Here is a 19234-nt window from a genome sequence, read left to right as displayed (position 1 = left end):
AATGGCTGAGGTAGCAATAGATAGCAGTCTTCCCATAAAATCCCCTGTTAAAGGAAAATCCAGAAGGAGACGTATTCTTTTAATTATTGCACTTTTGCTTATTATTGGGATAGGCTTTACCTTGTACAAGGTGCTCGCGAATCAGGCTCCATCTACTTCTGGCATGCAGCTTTTTACGGTAAAGCGCGGGGACGTTACGGAAACGGTATCAGCGTCTGGAACCATCCAGGCTCAGAACCAAGTGTCGTTAAACTTCACATCTAGCGGTGAAAGATTAACAGCTGTCAATGTTAAAATTGGCGATCACGTAAAAGCCGGGCAAGTGTTAGCAGCCATCGATGATAGTGCGGCAGTTGCACAAGTGAATAGTCAAGTGGCCAACTTAGCCTCAGCCCAGGCTAAGCTAGTCCAGGCACAGCAGGGTGCGACTCCCCAGGATATTGCGGTTCAACAAGCGAATGTAAACAAGGCCAAAGTGGCGCTTGATGGGGCGAACAACTCCTTTGATAATCAAAAAGCGTATGCACAGCTGCAAAAAACAAAGTCACAAGTTAGTATTGCACAAAGTACATTCAACACAAACAAAGCGCTTTACAGTACCGGTGCCGTAGCTAAAAATGAGATGGACCAAGCGAAAAGCAATCTGGATCAGGCACAGGCAGACTATAATGCAGCTCTGGTTCAATACAATCAGGCGCAATCCCAAACCAGTAACGCGATCGCCCAAGATCAAGCTTCTTATAATGCCGCCGTTGCGCAGCTCCGTCAGACGCAAGCGCCTGCAAATGCGGGGGCGGTAGAAGAGGCAAAAGCCGGTGTTCAACAGGCGCAAACCCAACTGGAGGCACAGCAAAACGAGCTATCCAAGTATACGCTGCGAGCGCCGATGGATGGCGTCATTGTTCAGGTAAACGGAAACGTAGGAGAAATACCGGCCAATAACCAGCCGGTAATTGTGATGGATAACTCCATGAATAATCTTGATGTGAAAGCAGATGTAAGCCAAAGCGACATAGGGAAAATTAAAGAAGGCCAAGCGGCTACAGTTACCACAAGCGCTTTTCAGGGGATGGAGTTTAAAGCCCGTGTGTTAAAGGTTTATCCGGAGGCTACGACGCAATCCGGTGTCACGACGTACACCGTGCAGTTGTCAGTAGACAACACAAATGGGAATTTAAAACCTGGGATGACAGGAAATGTAACCATACAGGTGGGCACTCACAAAAACGTATTGATTGTTCCATCTGCGGCCTTAAAAGTTGTCAATGGCAAAGATGGGATTTATACGGTTGCAAGCAATCATTCTGTTGCATCTTCTGATTCTTCCCAAACGAAACAAAAAAGAAACGGTGCCAGGAAAGCAGGTAACAGCAATCTCCACTTTCAGCCAGTTACAGTGGGATATTTCAGTTTCAATCAGGTAGAGATTGTCTCAGGTTTAAAGGAAGGGGAAAAAGTCGTCGAAACGTTTGATGTGGCCTCCAATTCCTCCGCGCCATCAAACTCTTCCAATAAAAGGTCTACGAGTGGAATAGGCGGAATCGGTGGAATGGGCGGTATCCCTGGACTGCGATCGGGCAGGGGAGGGAATTAAGTGAAGGCCATTATTCAGATTGATAGGCTGCTCAAGACATACCTCATTGGAGATCAGGAAATACAGGCACTGCGAAGCGTCAGCCTGGAGATTTATGAAGGAGACTTTGTAGCGATAATGGGTCCTTCGGGTTCGGGAAAAACAACCATGATGAATGTGATAGGCTGCCTGGATAAGCCGGATGCAGGAGAATACATGTTGGATGGTTATGCTATTTCAGAAGCCCATGATGATGACTTGGCCTATATTCGAAACCAAAAAATTGGCTTTGTGTTTCAAAATTTTAACTTATTACCCCGAACCACAGCTGTCGAAAATGTTGAATTGCCTCTTCTTTATGCGGGTGTCTCCGCCAGGGAAAGGCGGGGGCGGGCCACTGAAAGCCTCAGTAAGGTTGGGCTTGCGAACCGGCTGTATAACAGGCCAAATGAGTTGTCGGGGGGCCAGCAGCAACGGGTGTCCATCGCCCGGGCTTTGGTGAACAACCCTGTCATTTTATTAGCGGACGAACCAACAGGCGCTCTCGATACGAAAACAAGTATTGAAATTATGGCGATTTTTCAACAGCTAAATGAGGAGGGCAAGACGATCGTCCTTGTGACGCACGAGCAGGATATCGCGGAATATGCCAAGCGCATCGTCCGTTTTCGGGACGGGGAGATTATTTCAAATGAACAGGTTGCTAATCGCAGGCAGGCAGTTGTGGAGTTGAGTGCGCTATGAACCTGATGGAAAGTGTTCGCATGTCAATGCGCAGCATTATCGCAAATAAAATGAGATCGTTTCTTACGATGCTCGGCATCATTATAGGTGTCTCCGCAGTCATTGCCATGGTAGCCATTGGTCAGGGCGCCTCCGCCAATGTAGCATCAAGCATTAACGGATTAGGAAGCAATCTTCTAATCGTGTCACCGGGTCAGGCGCAGCAGGGAGGTGTCAGGATGGGGGCGGGTTCTCTTGATACGCTCACGCTTGACGATGCGAACGCGCTGGCTTCCCTGCCTACAATTGCTGCGGTGGCACCAGACATGACCAAACAAGGCCAGGTTATCTGGCGAAACCAGAACTATGCAACGACGATCGAAGGCACGTCCGATAGCTATCCTGCCGTGCGCAATACGGATGTACAATCCGGACGGTTTATGAACCGGTTTGAGGTAGAGGGGGCAGCTAATGTAGCGGTATTGGGTCCTGCCGTCGTCTCAAATCTGTTTGGAGACGCAAACGCAAATCCTATAGGAGAAACGATAGAAATTAACCAGCTTCCTTTTACCGTTATTGGCGTCTTAAAGACCCAGGGCAGCCAGGGGGCAATGAATCAGGATGACCGGATACTTATTCCCATCACAACGGCGATGAACCGGCTGTATGATACGACGAAAGTCAGGACCATTTTTGCCTCGGCAAAAGATTCAGAGGGGATGGCCAAAGCCCAGTTTGATATTGAACAAGCGATACGGGCAAGCCATAATTTAAATCCCCGGGAGGATGATGATTTTCAGATCAGCTCACAGTCGGATATATTAAACGCGGCCCAAAGCGTTACCGGGGTGATGACCACCCTGCTATCGGGAATCGCAGCAATTTCATTGATTGTGGGCGGAATTGGGATCATGAACATCATGCTTGTATCCGTTACTGAACGCACGAGGGAGATAGGCATTCGAAAAGCAATCGGGGCCACACGCCGTACGATTCTTCAGCAATTCCTGATCGAATCCATAACCCTCAGCTTGATTGGAGGAATTACCGGTATTTTGATAGGGGTTGGGGCGGCTCTCCTCATTAATAGATTCACCAGCCTCACTACTGCGATTAGCCTGACGCCGATTCTCTATTCGTTCTTCTCATCTATGCTTGTCGGCATAATCTTCGGCGTTTATCCGGCTCAAAAAGCAGCCCGCCTTAAGCCGATAGATGCGCTGCGCTATGAATAGCGGCACAGAATGTACGTCTGTTAATGTAGAAGGTCTCTTAGTTTTCTAGGAGGCCTTTTCTTGTGTCTATCGTTTTCGCTTTACAATAGAGCCGGTTATATCTTGAATTCACTCACCATTTTTTACATTTTTACTTATTTAGACTTCGGATATTTAGAAGTTTGAATTGGATGAGAACGAAGGGGGGAGAGGTATGAAACTCGATCCTGTTCCGGTAACAAAATGTCACTAAAAAATCTGAAGGGCTTCAGCTGTCCGTGAGGCAAGGGAGATGAGCAATCAAAGGCCACAGGTTGGCATCCGTTATCGAGGACGATTACAGCCTAGCAGGGGATGGAAAGCTATACAGGAATGTTGGCTAGGTACCGTAATAAAAGAACCCTTGCAGCTGCTCGTTGCCATACATTTGATAATACGATTTCACTGCATCCGTTGTAGATAGTTCAAAGCAGCCTAGTGCTAGGAGCATAGTAACAGCAGTAATTACGGCTAGAATTACGACATTGGGAGAGAAAAGGATTTGTTTAACGCGATCTATTTTTCTTCTTATTTTGTAGTGATGTAAATTAATTACATGTGCAGACATTTAAAACACCTTCCAGTTGGTTATTTGTGGCATCTATACAGTAGCACTTGTTAGCGTTTTAAAATTTGTATATATTGTTACCATTTTTAAAGCGTTTTTTTCTTTTCTAATGCTACGCCAGGCTATTAACGAACTATGAGGGCTAGACAGCCACTGAGCGAAGCTACTTTTGCCGATATTTATTGGATATCAAATCCAGATTATAAGATAATGGAATGGAAGCAGTACAGCCTACCAATAAAGGAGAGATGAGAGAATGAAAGCTTTTGTACATGAGGGTGCACCAGGGTTAGCGGGCACCAAATATACGGACATGCCAGACGTGGCAGCCGGCCCGGGACAGGTGCGGATCCGTTTGAAAACAGCAGGCTTAAACCGCCGGGATCTTCGTGTAATAAGCCTTGGCAAAGAAAGTGACCCGGCGATCATTATAGGTTCCGATGGGGCAGGCGTGATCGAACAGGTTGGACTAGGTGTAGAAGGGTTCAAGGAAGGCGATGAAGTGATCATCTTCCCAACTCTGCACTGGCTGGAAAATACACCAGCTCCGCCCGAAAATTATGAAATCCTCGGATCGCCTACACATGGCACTTTTGCAGAGGCGATCGTGATTTCAGCTGGACAGGTTGAGTTAAAACCTTCCTATCTGAGCTGGGAAGAAGCGGGGGTTCTGCCACTGTCTGCAGTGACTGCGTATCGGGCTTTGTTTACCCGGGGCCAGGTTCAGCCGGGACAGCGGGTACTGATTACCGGTGCAGGCGGTGGGGTGGGTACATATCTTATCCAATTTGCTAAGGCTGCAGGGGCCACTGTGTGCGCAACTTCACGCAGTGCGCAAAAACGCGAACAACTGGTAAAATTAGGTGCAAATATTGTGGTTCCTACCGAAGAAGACTGGTTGGAGGTGTTAGAGGGAGAAAAGGTAGACCTTGTCATCGACAGTGTGGGGGCAGCTACTTTTCACAAATGTTTAAATGCGTTAAAACCGGGTGGTACCCTTGTCACATTTGGCGCTACAGCTGGTGATGAGATAAAGATAGACATTCGATCCTTCTTCTACGGCCAGTTGAATCTGCTAGGTTCCACAATGGGCAGCCGGGAAGAATTTCGGGGGATGCTCCAATTTATTACAAAACACGAGATTCGTCCTGTGATCGACCGCTATTATCCTTTATCCGAAGCCGGACAGGCGCTAAGCAGGCTGAAGGAAACGCAGAACATGGGGAATATTGGGCTTCACATTGGCTAAAACTGTACTCTTTAAGGTTACATTTATATTACGGGAAATCCCATGAAAATTAGAACGGCTCTGTGGCAGACGATGCAAACAGAGCCGTTTTTTTTTTTTTTTTTTGCTTTATTCTACTCAAGTAATATATGTAGACGCAGTGAGGCGAGCAGCGTTGGTAACAATAATTTATTGTTGTCCCTCTGTGTAAATTTGGAAGGTCACACCGAATTTGTCTGTTACAATACCATAAGCAGGGCTAAAAAAAGTTTCTTGCAGAGGTTTACGCCAGCATCAGCTCTTATGCGTTCTATTTCTCGAGAACGCATGCCCCGCATTCTATTACATGTTAGAATGGTATTAAAAAAGCCCCTGAGGTGAGTAAGTGTATAAAGTTATTATCGCGGAGAAACCTTCCGTTGCAAAAAATATAGCAGATGCATTAAAAATCAAAACAAGACTAGATGGCTTTTTCCAAGGCAACGATTATATTGTGACATGGGCTTTCGGCCATTTGCTGCAGCTTTACGATGCCAAAGATTATGATCCGAAAATGGCCAAATGGAAAATGGAAAACTTTCCCTTTATCCCAGCAACCTTCCGTTATAAGGTTAAAACCGATATGCGGGATAAGGACAAGGCAGACAGAGGCGCAGAAAAACAATTAAAAATTATATACAGCCTGCTGAAGCGGCCCGATGTCGAGATGGTGATTTCAGCATGTGACTTTGACCGGGAAGGGCAGATCATAGGAGACACGATCATCTACAACCTTAAAACGCAAAAGAAAGTTTACCGGCTGCTGCTTAATGAATGGACCCCGGATGAGGTGCTTAAGGGTTTGCAAAATATTCGCCCGAATGATGAAATGAGGCCTCTTCAGGACGCCGGAGTAAGCAGACAGTGGGCTGACTGGGTTATCGGCATCAATTTAACTTCCGTAGCCACCTTAAAATATCAAAAAGGCCGAGGCCATGCGTTAAACATTGGGCGCGTCATCCTGCCTACCCTTAAAATCATCTATGACAGAGACAAAGAAATCGAACAATTCGTTCCGGAAGCCTTCTATAAGCTTACGGCGACCTTTAAAACGAAAGATAACAAAGAATACGAGGGAACCTATTTCGAAGGGGAAGAAGAAAAGTTTAAAGATAAAAATAAACTTGAAGCGATAGAGCAAGCCCTGCATGATACAACAGCGGCTGCAATTATCGAAAAACAGGTAGAGCAGAAACGGGACTATCCGCCCTATTTATTTAATCTATCAAATCTGCAGGGGCATCTCACAAGCAAGTACAAAGGCTGGACGTCTGATAAAGTGTTAAAAGTGGCCCAATCGTTATACGAGAAGAAGTTTATTACATATCCCCGTACTGCCAGCAGTGTGCTGGAGGAGAGCCTGGTTGGGCGCGCGGCGAAGGTGTTGGAAGTTTTGAAAAAGGGACTTCCTTTTGAAGATGAAATTAAATTCGTCAAATTAAAGCGGGTATTTGACAATACGAAGGTAGAGAGCCACAGCGCGATCATCCCCACTTATCTGACCCCGAAGTCTTTGACCAAGGATGAAGAGATTGTGTACAGCGCAATTAAAAACCGTTTTATCATGCAATTTATGCCTGTAGCTGAATATGAAGAAACGAGAATCACCACGAAAATAGAAAGTCCCGCGGTAGAAGGGGCTTTTAGTTCCAAGGGTAAGGTGCAGCTTGTTGAGGGCTGGAAGAAAGTAGAACAAATCGAATCGAAGGATACCGTGCTGCCGCTTGTTGGGCTGCATGAAGCTGTAAAAAAAGTGGGCCAGCTTATGTCCTCTCATACGACCAAACCGCCAAAGTACCATACCGAAAAAACACTGCTGCGGGTGATGGAGACGTGTGGAAAAGGCAGGGATGAGGAAGAAAGCGAAGAGATGATGGCTGCTATTTTGAGCGGATTTAGCATCGGAACACCAGCAACAAGGGCAGAGACGATCAAGAAACTCAGGGATGTGGGCTATATTGCCATGCATAACAAAAACATACAATGCACGGAACTTGGCAGGAAGCTTGTTGAAACCTTCCCCATTAAACAGTTATTTGACCTGGATTTTACCGGCCGGCTGGAGAAGACGCTATCAGATATTGAAAAGCAGCGGTTCTCAAAAGAAGAGTTCTTAAACCTTATCTTTACGTTCACTTCTGATGCCGTGACAACCATTAGAAGTGAACAAGATGTAACGATAAACGAAGTGGCGGTCGAGCGAAAAGAGATGGAAGTGCTGGGGAAATGTCCCTTGTGCGGGCACGGAATTATCGAGGGGCAAAAAGGTTTCGGGTGCAGCAACTGGAAAAACGGCTGCAAGTTTGTCATCTGGAAAAATGACAAATTCCTATCCACCATGAAGAAAAAGCCGACGAAAACCATGGTGAAGACCCTGCTTAAAAACGGGGTAGTCACCGTAAAAGGGTTAACCAGCAAAAAAGGCAATAAATTTGATGCAAGCCTTCGCTATGAGAAAAACAGTGATAATGAGTACTTCAGTTGGAAAATGGAGTTTATGAAATCATGATAACCTTACCGTCTTCATTGAACGATGAACAGCGGCAGGCAGTCCTAACAACGGAAGGCCCGTTGCTTATTATTGCAGGGCCTGGATCAGGTAAGACTTTTACGCTGGTTGAGCGCATATGCTATTTGATAGCTGGCAAAAAGATACAGCCGGAGAGAATCATGGTTACAACCTTTACCGAAAAAGCCGCGCGTGAACTTATAACCCGCATTTCTGAGAGGCTAAACGAAGAAAAGATTGAAGTAAATGTGAATCATATGCATATTGGCACGCTTCATTCCATATGTTTAAGTTTGTTAGAGAAATACAGGGAGCATACAACACTTGAGCGGCACTTTACGGTGATGGAACAATTCGAGCAGCAATACTTTCTCTACCAGCGGCTGGATCAGTTTCGCCAGATTCCCGCGCATGAAAGCATCCTGATTAAAGCGCGCCAAATTGAACCGTCCCGTTGGAAGCAGGCCTATAATCTGATGGGTTGGCTCAACAAGGTTAGCGAAGAAGCGCTGGATTACGAGCAGATGAGGCAATCGGATGACGCGCGAGTGCAGGCGCTCGGGGAAATGTACGCTCTGTATCGGCGGCAGATGAAGGAAGAAAACAAACTGGATTTCTCCACCATCCAGGTAGAAACGCTGCACCTGCTAGAGAACAATCCAGAGGTGCTTTCACAACTGCAAGATACAATCGAGTATATTATGTTCGATGAATATCAGGATACGAACACCATCCAAGAAACGATCGTAAAAAAATTGGCTGAGAAACATGGCAATCTCTGTGTGGTAGGGGATGATGATCAGGGGCTTTACCGCTTTAGAGGTGCATCTGTGCGCAATATACTCGCCTTCTCTGAACTTTTGCCCAACAAGCCATGCAGTGTAGTCCGGCTTACGACAAACTACCGTTCCCACCCCGACATTATCGACTTCTATAACCGCTGGATGCGGGAGAAAGAATGGACGGTAGGCGGCCAATCGTACCGCCTGGATAAAAACATGCGCCCAAGCGGCGGGAATTTTCCACAAACAGCATCTGTTATTAAAGTTCCCGGCTTTAAAGGGCGCGGCAACTGGGAAGAAGAAGTGTATGCATTTTTGATCCATCTCAAAGAGAGCGGTGCGCTAACCGACTGGAATCAGGTGGCTTTTCTGTTTCGTTCTGTTCGTTATCCGGCGGTTGAGCGCCTCGCCAAACACCTTGAAAACAGGGGAATTCCCGTCTACGCGCCACGTGCCGGCCACTTCTTCTCACGGCAGGAAATCCGGTTTGCAATGGGCGCACTACTCACCATGTTCCCTCAGAATGCACACATACGCCGTCAAGATCCGCTGATGGATCTGGCGGTGTGGGACGAATATGACCGATTTATGGAGGAGTTTCAGCTTGAGGCTAACAAGGCTGAGCACGCTGAATTACGGGAATGGGTGAAGGTAAAGGCCCGCGAGCATGAGGCTATGCATGAAAGGACTGATTATGGTTTTTCCGGCCTGTTCTATCAATTAATCCAGTTTCCGATGTTTTCGCGCTACATTAATCCTGAGGGGACGGATGGGGTGATAGAAAGCAGGCCAGCGAGAAATTTGGCTCTCTTCTCCCAACTGCTAACGCGCTTTGAAGATCTGCAGAATATGAAGGTTTTTACACCAGCTATGCTTGAAACAAGGCTTGGGCAAATTTTTAATGAATACTTATTTTATCTGATGGAAGACGGTGTAGTAGAGTATGAAGACGAGTCTGACTATGCCCCGTCGGGCTGTGTGTCCTTCCTGACCATCCACCAGTCTAAAGGCATGGAATTTCCGGTAGTCTTCGTCTGTTCACTAGACTCAGCGCCCTACGGAAGGTATGAACCTTTGGAATTAGTGCTGCAAAAGCAATACAGCCGCCAAAGCATGCATGAACCCTTCGGCCTTACAGCATCGTTTGACTTCTGGCGGTTGTACTATACGGCATTCTCCCGGGCTCAGCATCTTCTCATCCTGAGCGGACAGGAGCGCGCTGGAAAACCCGGCACATGGCCCCTGCCTTCTGAAGAATTTTTGCCTTATTATCGTGAAATTCCTTCCTGGAAACATCCAGCTTTTCAGGCAGAATCACTCGAGCTGCCAACTGTGCGGGAAGTTAAGCTAAAAAAACAGTATGCTTTCTCCTCTCATCTATTTCTATATGAGAGTTGTCCGCGCCGCTATTTATTCTACCGACAGCTTCAATTCTCACCCGTTCGCACAGGTATAACCATGATTGGTACCCTTATCCATAATACGATCGAAGAAATTCATAAAGCTGTACTGCGCGGTGATGAACAGAGTATCACGGAACCCCGGGTACGAGAGTGGCTGGAAGACATCTATTATTGGCTTTCTCGAAAAGAACATATCAAGCTAAGGATGGAGACCAAGGAGTACGCTCTTGCGCAGGTAATGCGTTATGTGGAGGACCATAGAAACGAGTGGAGATTTATTGAAAGTGCCGAGACGGAAGTTGCCCATACGACCCAGCGGTACGTACTAAACGGCAGAATCGACCTTGTACGGCGTACAGGAGACGATTTAGAAATTGTGGATTTTAAATCCCAGCATAAGTTATCAGGATCTGACGGGCTGGAGATGTACAGAAAGCAGCTCGAATTATACGCATATTTGCTTGAAAAACAGGAGAAAAGAAAAATTCAGCGTCTCAGTCTTTATTTCACCCGTGAAGAGGGAAATCCGTATTATACCTTCGAGCGCACGGCTGAAGGAGCGGAACATGCACTCCATGACATTGAACGCATAATTGAAAACATCGAAAACAAATTTTTTTCGCTCACTCATCGTCCTGAGAAGGTTTGTGAATCCTGCGATTTTCGGTTTTATTGCGATAGCCTTGACAGAGTCGGAGGAGGGGCAGGCTAGCGCGTGTCTCTCCCTGCATTTTTTTGATGAACAGGTGTGGAAAATGCCGAAAAATGTTCAACGATTATTTATCACTCCCTCTCTCCTGTGGGGTATAATGGGAGAAGAAAAAATCCGTCAATCCTTTCAACATATGGGCATAGGCCCTGCGGTCCGTTTGCTGCCTCCGTTGTTAGATTGTTAATATTCCCAAAATAAACTATTTACAGAATTTTAATAATAGTTTAGGAGGAAGCGGCTTAGCCAGCAAGAAAGTTTTATTAACAAAGTTTTATCGTTTTATGAATGGGTTCACTTAAAAGACAGACCAAATAGCTAAAAGGGTGATGCACATGAATGGCCTGCTTCCCAGTGAACATGATATGTATTTGTTTCATGAAGGAAGTTTGTATGACGCTTATCAGATGCTGGGCGCTCATATAACTGAGGAAAATGATCAAACCGGCGTTCGTTTTTCTGTCTGGGCCCCTAACGCCAGGCAGGTCAATGTAGCGGGAGATTTTAACGGCTGGCAGGGAAAATCGAACAGGATGGAGAGAATTCCTGCCTCCGGAATCTGGACGCTGTTTATTGCCGGCCTAGAGGCTGGAACTGTTTATAAATACGAAATACATACTGCTGAAGGTAATGTTGTCCTTAAAGCAGACCCCTATGCTTTTTATTCAGAGATACGGCCCAACACCGCTTCGGTTGTCTATGATTTATCCGCTTACCGGTGGTCCGACACGAAATGGATGAGCCAGAAGAAGGTCCCTTATCAAGAACCCTTAAACATTTATGAAGTTCACGCCGGCACATGGAAGAAGAAGCCCGGCGGCTCCTTTTATTCCTACCGTGAATTAGCCGATTCTCTGGTACCTTATGTGTCAGATATGGGCTATACCCACATCGAGCTTCTCCCGCTCACTGAACATCCTTTTGATCGTTCATGGGGATATCAGCCAACTGGCTACTATTCAGTGACCAGCCGCTATGGCACACCTGAAGAATTCATGTACCTTGTTGACAAATGCCATCAAGCAGGAATTGGCGTAATACTTGACTGGGTGCCCGGGCACTTCTGCAAAGACGATCATGGGCTTCGCCTTTATGATGGCAAGCCGCTCTATGAGTATCACGACCTGCGAAAGGCGGATACAGGTGAATGGGGCACGCTGATGTTCGATTTTGGGCGCCCGGAAGTGAATTCTTTTCTTATCTCGAACGTTGTTTTCTGGATGGAGAAGTATCATATAGACGGGATACGGGTTGATGCGGTTGCCAGCATGCTGTATTTGGATTTCGGTAAAACCCCGGGGAATTGGGTCCCCAATATGCATGGCGGCAGAGAGAATCTGGAGGCCATTGCCTTTCTAAGGAAGCTCAATGAAGAAGTGTTCAGAAGATATCCCCATGCTCTCATGATTGCCGAAGAATCGACTGACTGGCCGCGTGTTAGTGCGCCTGCTTACCTGGGCGGCCTCGGATTCAACTTTAAATGGAATATGGGATGGATGAATGATGTGCTTCGTTACTTCGAAATGGACCCGGTACACCGCAAATGGCATCACCATCTTTTAACTTTTTCGCTATTTTATGCATTTTCAGAGAATTTCGTGCTTCCATTCTCCCATGATGAGGTCGTGTACGGAAAAAAATCGATTTTGAATAAAATGCCAGGAGATTACTGGCAGAAATTTGCCAGTACACGCTTGCTATATGGCTTTATGATGGCACACCCCGGCAAGAAACTTTTATTTATGGGCAGTGAATTCGGACAGTTTGATGAGTGGAAAGATGAAGGCGAACTGGACTGGAATCTGCTCGAATATGAAATGCATGACAAATTGAAGCACTATGTAAGTAACCTCAATCAATTCTACAAAAAAGAGCCGGCTCTATGGGAGCTTGACCATAGCCCCGATGGATTTTGCTGGATTGATCCGCATGATTACACGCAAAGCATTATTAGTTTTCTCCGTAAAACGGAAGACGGAAGCTTTATTATCGCGATATGCAATTTTACCCCTGAGGTGCGCCATGGCTACCGAATTGGTGTACCTGAACAGGGCGTTTATGAGGAAGTATACAGCAGCGATGATCCCAAGTATGGAGGTTCAGGTGTGCTTAATACGGGTGCAATAAAGGCGCAGCCGATTGAATGGCATGGCCGGCCTTGCAGCATATGCCTGACGGTTCCTCCGTTAGCGGTTTCATTTATCAAACTCGCCTAGAGAAGGAAGGGTAAAATAATGAAAAAGAAAGAATGCGTAGCGATGTTACTTGCAGGAGGAGAAGGTAGAAGGCTCGGTGTTTTAACAGCAAAGATGGCTAAACCAGCCGTTCCGTTTGGAGGAAAATACAGGATTATTGATTTTACGTTAAGCAACTGCACAAATTCCGGGATCGATACTGTAGGTGTGCTCACACAGTATCAGCCATTTGTTCTCAATTCTTATATTGGCATTGGAAGTGCATGGGATCTGGACCGCAACAATGGCGGCGTGTCGGTCCTTCCTCCGTTTATTGAACAGGAAGGAGGCCGCTGGTATCGCGGGACAGCGAATGCCATCTTCCAGAACATTGCCTTTATCGAGCGATATGATCCCAAATATGTGTTGATTATATCCGGGGATCACATTTATACAATGAATTACAACCGGATGCTCAAGTTTCATAAAGAAAAGAAGGCAGAGGCAACCATTGCGGTTATCGAAGTTCCATGGGAAGAAACCAGCAGATTCGGGATTATGAGCACCGGAGAAAATGATAAAATTACTGAATTTACTGAAAAACCTTCCGAAGCCCAAAGCAACCTTGCATCCATGGGCATCTACATCTTTAACTGGGACACTTTAAAGAAATATTTGCAGAAAGACGAAGAAAATCCAGAGTCAAACAACGATTTTGGCAAGGATATTATCCCTTCCATGCTGGCGGAAGAAAGAAAAATGTTTGCTTATCCGTTTGAAGGTTACTGGAAAGATGTCGGTACCATTGACAGCCTGTGGCAGGCGAATATGGACTTATTAAACAATGAGCCCAGTCTGGATCTCAATGACAATGAGTGGCGGATTTATTCTGTGAATCCCAATCAGCCGCCTCAGTACATCGCACCAGGTGCAACCATTACACAATCACTTATAAATGAAGGCTGCTCTGTTTTCGGCCATGTTGACCATTCGGTCCTTTTCTATGGGGTAGATATCGGTCAAGGAAGCTATATAAAGGATTCCGTTATCATGCCAAATGCCAAAATTGGAGCGAATGTTGTGATAGAACGGGCCATTATCGGGGAGGGTACCGTGGTCGAAGATGGCGTGCATATTGGGAATTCCTCAGAAAACAGCGGCATTGCTTTGATAGGAGAAAACCAGGTTATTCGCAATCAGCCGCAGTATGAAAATCGGGCAGCAAGTTCCAAGTAAGAAATCCAGAGAGGCGGGAAGACAGTGGATCAGGTAATGGGTGTGATTAATCTAGGCAACGAGTTTAATACCTTAAACGAATTAACGAAAAATCGCTGCTGTGCGTCTATTCCATTTGGAGGGCGCTACAGGCTAATTGACTTCGTTTTATCCAATATGGTGAACTCGGGCATTCAGGACGTAGCCGTGTTTGCCCTGGAAAACTACCGTTCTTTAATGGATCACCTGGGAACGGGGAAAGAATGGGATCTGGCACGCAAAAGAGGCGGATTGTTTATTCTGCCGCCTGCTCTTGATATAGCTGACGGAGGATTTAAAGGAGATCTGCAGAATTTTGTCAGCCACCTGGATTATTTCCACCGCGGGTCCCAGAAATATGTGTTGATAACCGGCAGCAATATTTTGTGCAATATCGACTACCGGCAGCCCTTTCTCTTTCATCAGAATGTTGGAGCGGATATTACGGTGCTTTATAAACAGGTGCAAAGTCAGGTGGGCTATACAAAGTGCAGGCAGATGGAAGTGCGGGACGATGGTTGGATTGAATCGATTGAGGAGTGTCCGGGCACCAAGGACACCGGATCCGTGTCAATGGAGATGTATATCATTGAAAAGTCATTGCTGATTGATATCATTCAATCGTGCGTCTCCCGAGGCAAGTATGAGTTTGTGACAGATGGGATTATAAAAAATCTGCCGAAACTCAAAGTTTATGGCTATGAACACCTGGGCTACACGGCGGCGGTACACACGGTTCGCGATTATTATGTGAATAGCATGAATTTGTTGAAGCCGGAAGTATGGAAGGATCTGTTTTTCCAGCGGAGCCTTATCTATACCAAAGTCAAGGATGAACCGCCAGCCAAGTATGCAGCGAGCTCAAAAGTAGAGAATTCGCTGGTGGCGAATGGATGCGTGATAGAAGGAACGGTGGAAAACAGCATTTTATTCAGAGGGGTCACCGTGAAGAAAGGTGCCTATATTAAAGACAGTATCGTGATGCAGCACAGTGTAATTAAGGAAAACGCCAGACTGGAAAATGTCATCATTGACAAAGATGTATCCCTTACAGGAGGCCGAACACTGTTTGGCGATACAGACACACCTCTGGTGATTCCAAAACGCAAAGTTATGTAGGAGAGGCAGGAGACTTGAATGAATGTTTTGTTTGTCGCTTCCGAATCGGTCCCTTTTATTAAAACAGGGGGATTGGCGGATGTAATAGGCTCATTGCCAAAGGAGCTGAATAAACACGGTGTACAGGCGCGGGTTATCCTACCCAAATACGGCGATATACCTGCAGAATGGAAAGATAGGATGAAACTTAGAGCCACTTGCATCGTTTGGGTAGGCTGGCGGCGCCAGTACTGCGGCATCGAGGAAGCGATCGTGGACGGCGTGCATTACTATTTTGTGGACAATGAATACTACTTCAAAAGAGATGGCCTATATGGCCACTATGACGATGGGGAAAGGTTTGCTTTCTTCTGTCGTGCTGTACTTGAAGCCCTTCCTCTGCTGGGATTTAATCCGGATGTTCTGCACTGCCATGACTGGCATGCCGGCATGGTGAATGTCATGCTTAAAGCTCATTACGGCCATCTTCCGTACTACCAGAGAATCCGGACTGTTTTTACCATACATAATTTGAAATATCAGGGTGTTTTTCCCTATGAAATCTTGTATGATCTACTGGGACTTGACGACAGCTGGTTTACGTCGGATAAGCTGGAGTTTTACGGTGGTGTCAGTTTTATGAAGGGCGCGCTTGCTTACTCCGATATCCTTACAACAGTAAGCGAAACTTATGCGCTTGAGATTCAGACCCCTTATTTTGGTGAGCGGCTTGATGGGCTGCTGCGTGCTCGCAGCGGGTCGCTAACGGGCATTGTAAATGGAATTGATTACGATGTATACAACCCGGAGACAGACCCGTATTTAATTAAGAATTACAGGGATGCAGCAGGAAAAAAAGAGAATAAAGCCGCATTACAGGCACAGCTTGGCTTGCCCATTCAGGAAGATGTTCCTATTATTTCGGTTGTATCACGGCTCGTACAACAGAAAGGTCTTGATCTGATCGCGCATGTGCTGGACGAGATACTCAGCCTGGGTGTCCAGTTTGTTGTGCTTGGCACCGGGGATTTCACGTACGAGGATTTATTCCGAAACGTTATGCATCGCTACCCCGATCAAGTATCCGCCCAGATTCTATTCAATGAAGGGTTGGCACGGCGAATTTATGCTGGATCGGATATGTTTCTTATGCCGTCCCAGTTTGAACCATGCGGCATTGGCCAGCTAATTTCACTCCGCTATGGAACATTGCCAATAGTCAGGGAAACAGGCGGTTTAAAGGATACGGTTCAACCCTACAATAAATACACAGGGGAGGGCAATGGTTTTAGTTTTGCGAATTATAATGCCCATGAAATGCTGGGTGCGATTGAACGTGCTGTTGATTTATACCGCCGCAAGCCGGTTTGGAACTCGCTAATCGAGAATGCTAATCTGAACGATAACAGCTGGAATGAATCGGCCAGACGATACACCCAACTCTATCAAACCTTATAAAATCGAAGGGAGCCGCGTATGTTCACGAATATAGAGAGTTTCAAGACAGCCTTCACAGAGCGCCTGGAAAGCCTCCAGGGTGAATTCGTGAAGGATGCCGCACCAATCGATCAATATAAAGCGCTTGGCAGTTTAATTCGTGAGCACATTACTAGGAATTGGATTGAAACGAATGCCTGCTATCAGGAAAACAAGCAGAAACAGGTTTATTATTTCTCAATGGAATTTCTGCCGGGCAAGTTTCTCTCCAGCAATCTCATTAATTTAGGCATACGTGATATGTGCCAACAAGGGCTGGCTGACTTAAGGATCGACCTGGATGAGCTGGAAGGGCTTGAACCCGATGCCGGACTGGGAAATGGCGGGCTTGGAAGGCTTGCAGCCTGTTTTATGGATTCTCTCGCTTCCACATCCCTGCCAGGGCATGGATGCGGGATCCGATATAAATACGGTCTGTTTGAACAAAAAATAGTGGATGGCTACCAGGTAGAGCTTCCGGAATATTGGCTAAAAGAAGGAAACGTATGGGAAATCCGGCGAAGTGATAGGGCGGTTGAGGTTCGTTTCGGCGGCAATGTGTTCTGCAGGGAGGTTAACGGCAAACTAACTTTTTTCCACGAGAATTATGAGCCTGTCCTTGCCGTTCCTTATGATATGCCGATGATAGGCTACGACAACAAAACAGTGAATACGCTCCGCTTATGGAGTGCCGAATCAACCGTCAAAGATTTTGACTTTCAGACCTTAAACCGGCGCGATTATCACAAGATGCTTGCATATAAGCGGTCGATCGAACAGATTTCCGAGTTTCTTTATCCGGATGATTCGTATCAGGAGGGCAAAGTGCTTCGCTTGAAGCAACAGTACTTTCTTGTGTCGGCTGGATTGCAGAGTGTTTTGCGCAGCTTTAAAAAGATGCAGGGAGAATCTCTCTATACCCTGCATCAAAAGGTGGCTGTCCACATTAACGATACCCACCCTGTGCTGGCCATACCAGAGTTAATGCGATTGTTAATGGATGAAGAAGGAATGGGATGGGATGAGGCTTGGCATATCACCACACAGGTCATCTCGTATACCAATCATACAACACTGGTGGAAGCACTGGAAAAATGGCCGATTGATATTTTTCAGCCACTGCTTCCGCGCATCTACATGATTGTTGAAGAAATTAACGAACGGTTTTGCCACGACCTGTGGAATCGTTACCCGGGTGACTGGGATCGCATCCACAGCATGGCGATACTCGCTGACGGGCAGGTCAAGATGGCGCACCTGGCCATTGTGGGAAGCCACAGTGTCAATGGGGTAGCCAAGCTGCATACAGAAATTTTAAAGCACCGGGAAATGAAGAATTTTTATGACCTGTCTGCTGAGAAATTCAACAATAAAACGAATGGCATCACACATAGAAGATGGTTGATTAAGGCGAACCCTGCTCTATCAAGACTTATCACCGATGCGATTGGCGAGGGATGGAAGTCGCAGCCCGCCCATTTAGTGGAGCTGATGTCATGTCGAAAGGACGCTTCGCTTCAGGAAAGCACCATGCGCATTAAGCAGGAGAACAAGGCGGCTCTCGCAAAAATTATACAGGAAAAAACGGGCATCCGGGTCGATGTGAACTCCATCTTTGATGTACAGGTCAAACGCCTGCATGCGTATAAAAGGCAGACATTGAATATTCTGCACATTATGGATTTGTACAACAGGCTGCGGGACAATCCGGATCTCGATCTATTTCCGCGCACATTCATTTTTGGCGCCAAAGCGGCCCCAGGCTACCAGCTTGCAAAAAGTGTCATTAAATTAATCAATACCGTTGCTTCTGTTATTAATGGCGACAAGCTAATTCAGGATAAATTAAAAGTCGTTTTTCTCGAGAATTACCGGGTTTCCCTTGCGGAGAAGATCATACCCGCTGCCGATATAAGTGAACAGATTTCCACAGCGAGCAAAGAAGCATCAGGGACAGGGAACATGAAATTTATGATGAATGGGGCAATCACGCTGGGAACGCTGGACGGTGCCAACATCGAAATCAGAGAAGAAGTTGGCGATGATAATATTTTTATTTTTGGGCTCAAAGCTGAAGAAGTATTGGATTACAATAGGCACGGAGGATACCGGGCGAAGGATTTATACAACAGCAACCCGCGGATTCGGAGGATTCTTGATCAGCTGGTCAATGGATTCTTTCAACAGGATCATGCTGCATTCAATGATATCTATTATTCTTTGCTAACCAGCAATGATGAATTTTTTGTATTAAAGGACTTTACAGCTTACGCAGATGCCCAACAACGCGTGGAGCAAGCGTACCGGGATAAGGCTGGCTGGGCTGAACGGGCCATCGTTAATATTGCCCGATCCGGCGTATTTTCCAGCGATCGGACGGTTGCCGAATATGCTTCTGACATTTGGAATGTCCACCCGGTAAGCATTCCATAATACAAACCTGGG

At 46.3% G+C, this 19234-nt stretch carries 11 protein-coding genes and 1 pseudogene; 11 read left to right on the top strand and 1 reads right to left on the bottom strand.

Annotated features, from left to right (window positions below):
- Nucleotide 1: 1 nt before the first annotated feature.
- The 4 genes from PP175_RS14830 to PP175_RS14815 all read left to right on the top strand — a co-directional run bounded on the left by PP175_RS14830 (nucleotide 2) and on the right by PP175_RS14815 (nucleotide 5366).
- Nucleotides 2-1594 carry an efflux RND transporter periplasmic adaptor subunit gene (locus PP175_RS14830; RefSeq protein ID WP_272439109.1) on the top strand — a complete coding sequence of 531 codons (1593 nt, stop codon included), beginning with the start codon at nucleotides 2-4 and terminating at the stop codon, nucleotides 1592-1594.
- A complete protein-coding gene (locus PP175_RS14825; RefSeq protein ID WP_272439108.1) occupies nucleotides 1595-2317 on the top strand; it encodes an ABC transporter ATP-binding protein in 723 nt (240 codons plus the stop codon).
- Nucleotides 2314-3531 carry an ABC transporter permease gene (locus PP175_RS14820; protein ID WP_272439107.1) on the top strand — a complete coding sequence of 406 codons (1218 nt, stop codon included), beginning with the start codon at nucleotides 2314-2316 and terminating at the stop codon, nucleotides 3529-3531. Before PP175_RS14825 ends, PP175_RS14820 begins: the two co-directional genes overlap by 4 nt.
- Before the next feature lie 842 nt (nucleotides 3532-4373).
- Nucleotides 4374-5366, top strand: a complete 993-nt coding sequence (locus PP175_RS14815; protein WP_272439106.1) for a zinc-binding dehydrogenase — start codon at nucleotides 4374-4376, stop codon at nucleotides 5364-5366.
- Nucleotides 5367-5534: 168 nt separating this feature from the next.
- On the opposite strand, the pseudogene PP175_RS14810 reads toward PP175_RS14815, so the two are convergent.
- Nucleotides 5535-5627: pseudogene (locus tag PP175_RS14810) on the bottom strand (VOC family protein); the annotation flags it as partial.
- 103 nt (nucleotides 5628-5730) lie between these two features.
- On the opposite strand from PP175_RS14810, the gene PP175_RS14805 reads away from it, so the two are divergent.
- From PP175_RS14805 to PP175_RS14775, 7 genes are all read left to right on the top strand, one after another.
- Nucleotides 5731-7893 (top strand): type IA DNA topoisomerase, encoded by a 2163-nt coding sequence (locus PP175_RS14805; RefSeq protein ID WP_272439105.1) that lies wholly within the window; start codon nucleotides 5731-5733, stop codon nucleotides 7891-7893.
- Nucleotides 7890-10790 carry an ATP-dependent DNA helicase gene (locus PP175_RS14800; RefSeq protein WP_272439104.1) on the top strand — a complete coding sequence of 967 codons (2901 nt, stop codon included), beginning with the start codon at nucleotides 7890-7892 and terminating at the stop codon, nucleotides 10788-10790. The genes PP175_RS14805 and PP175_RS14800 overlap by 4 nt, the downstream gene beginning before the upstream one ends.
- A gap of 332 nt (nucleotides 10791-11122) precedes the next feature.
- Nucleotides 11123-13003, top strand: a complete 1881-nt coding sequence (gene glgB / locus PP175_RS14795; protein WP_272439103.1) for a 1,4-alpha-glucan branching protein GlgB — start codon at nucleotides 11123-11125, stop codon at nucleotides 13001-13003.
- Between the two features lie 18 nt (nucleotides 13004-13021).
- Nucleotides 13022-14197, top strand: coding sequence for a glucose-1-phosphate adenylyltransferase (locus tag PP175_RS14790; RefSeq protein ID WP_272439102.1), 1176 nt, complete (start codon nucleotides 13022-13024; stop codon nucleotides 14195-14197).
- Between the two features lie 24 nt (nucleotides 14198-14221).
- Complete coding sequence (gene glgD, locus PP175_RS14785) at nucleotides 14222-15334, top strand: glucose-1-phosphate adenylyltransferase subunit GlgD (protein WP_272439101.1); 1113 nt, start codon at nucleotides 14222-14224, stop codon at nucleotides 15332-15334.
- An 18-nt stretch (nucleotides 15335-15352) separates the two neighbouring features.
- Nucleotides 15353-16771, top strand: coding sequence for a glycogen synthase GlgA (glgA, locus tag PP175_RS14780; RefSeq protein ID WP_272439100.1), 1419 nt, complete (start codon nucleotides 15353-15355; stop codon nucleotides 16769-16771).
- Between the two features lie 18 nt (nucleotides 16772-16789).
- Nucleotides 16790-19222, top strand: coding sequence for a glycogen/starch/alpha-glucan phosphorylase (locus PP175_RS14775; protein ID WP_272439099.1), 2433 nt, complete (start codon nucleotides 16790-16792; stop codon nucleotides 19220-19222).
- Nucleotides 19223-19234 lie beyond the last annotated feature (12 nt).

The sequence above is a fragment of the Aneurinibacillus sp. Ricciae_BoGa-3 genome (genome assembly GCF_028421645.1).
In the GTDB taxonomy this organism is placed as follows: Bacteria; Bacillota; Bacilli; order Aneurinibacillales; family Aneurinibacillaceae; genus Aneurinibacillus_B.
Note: the sequence above shows the minus strand (reverse complement) of the source record. Positions and strands in the feature narration are given on the sequence as shown.

Excerpts from the sequence above, each read along its gene's own strand:
- PP175_RS14820 (WP_272439107.1), top strand. The coding sequence starts at position 2,314 with ATGAACCTGATGGAAAGTGTTCGCATGTCAATGCGCAGCATTATCGCA.
- PP175_RS14800 (WP_272439104.1), top strand. The coding sequence starts at position 7,890 with ATGATAACCTTACCGTCTTCATTGAACGATGAACAGCGGCAGGCAGTC.
- PP175_RS14830 (WP_272439109.1), top strand. The coding sequence starts at position 2 with ATGGCTGAGGTAGCAATAGATAGCAGTCTTCCCATAAAATCCCCTGTT.
- PP175_RS14775 (WP_272439099.1), top strand. The coding sequence starts at position 16,790 with ATGTTCACGAATATAGAGAGTTTCAAGACAGCCTTCACAGAGCGCCTG.
- glgB (WP_272439103.1), top strand. The coding sequence starts at position 11,123 with ATGAATGGCCTGCTTCCCAGTGAACATGATATGTATTTGTTTCATGAA.
- glgA (WP_272439100.1), top strand. The coding sequence starts at position 15,353 with ATGAATGTTTTGTTTGTCGCTTCCGAATCGGTCCCTTTTATTAAAACA.
- PP175_RS14790 (WP_272439102.1), top strand. The coding sequence starts at position 13,022 with ATGAAAAAGAAAGAATGCGTAGCGATGTTACTTGCAGGAGGAGAAGGT.
- PP175_RS14815 (WP_272439106.1), top strand. The coding sequence starts at position 4,374 with ATGAAAGCTTTTGTACATGAGGGTGCACCAGGGTTAGCGGGCACCAAA.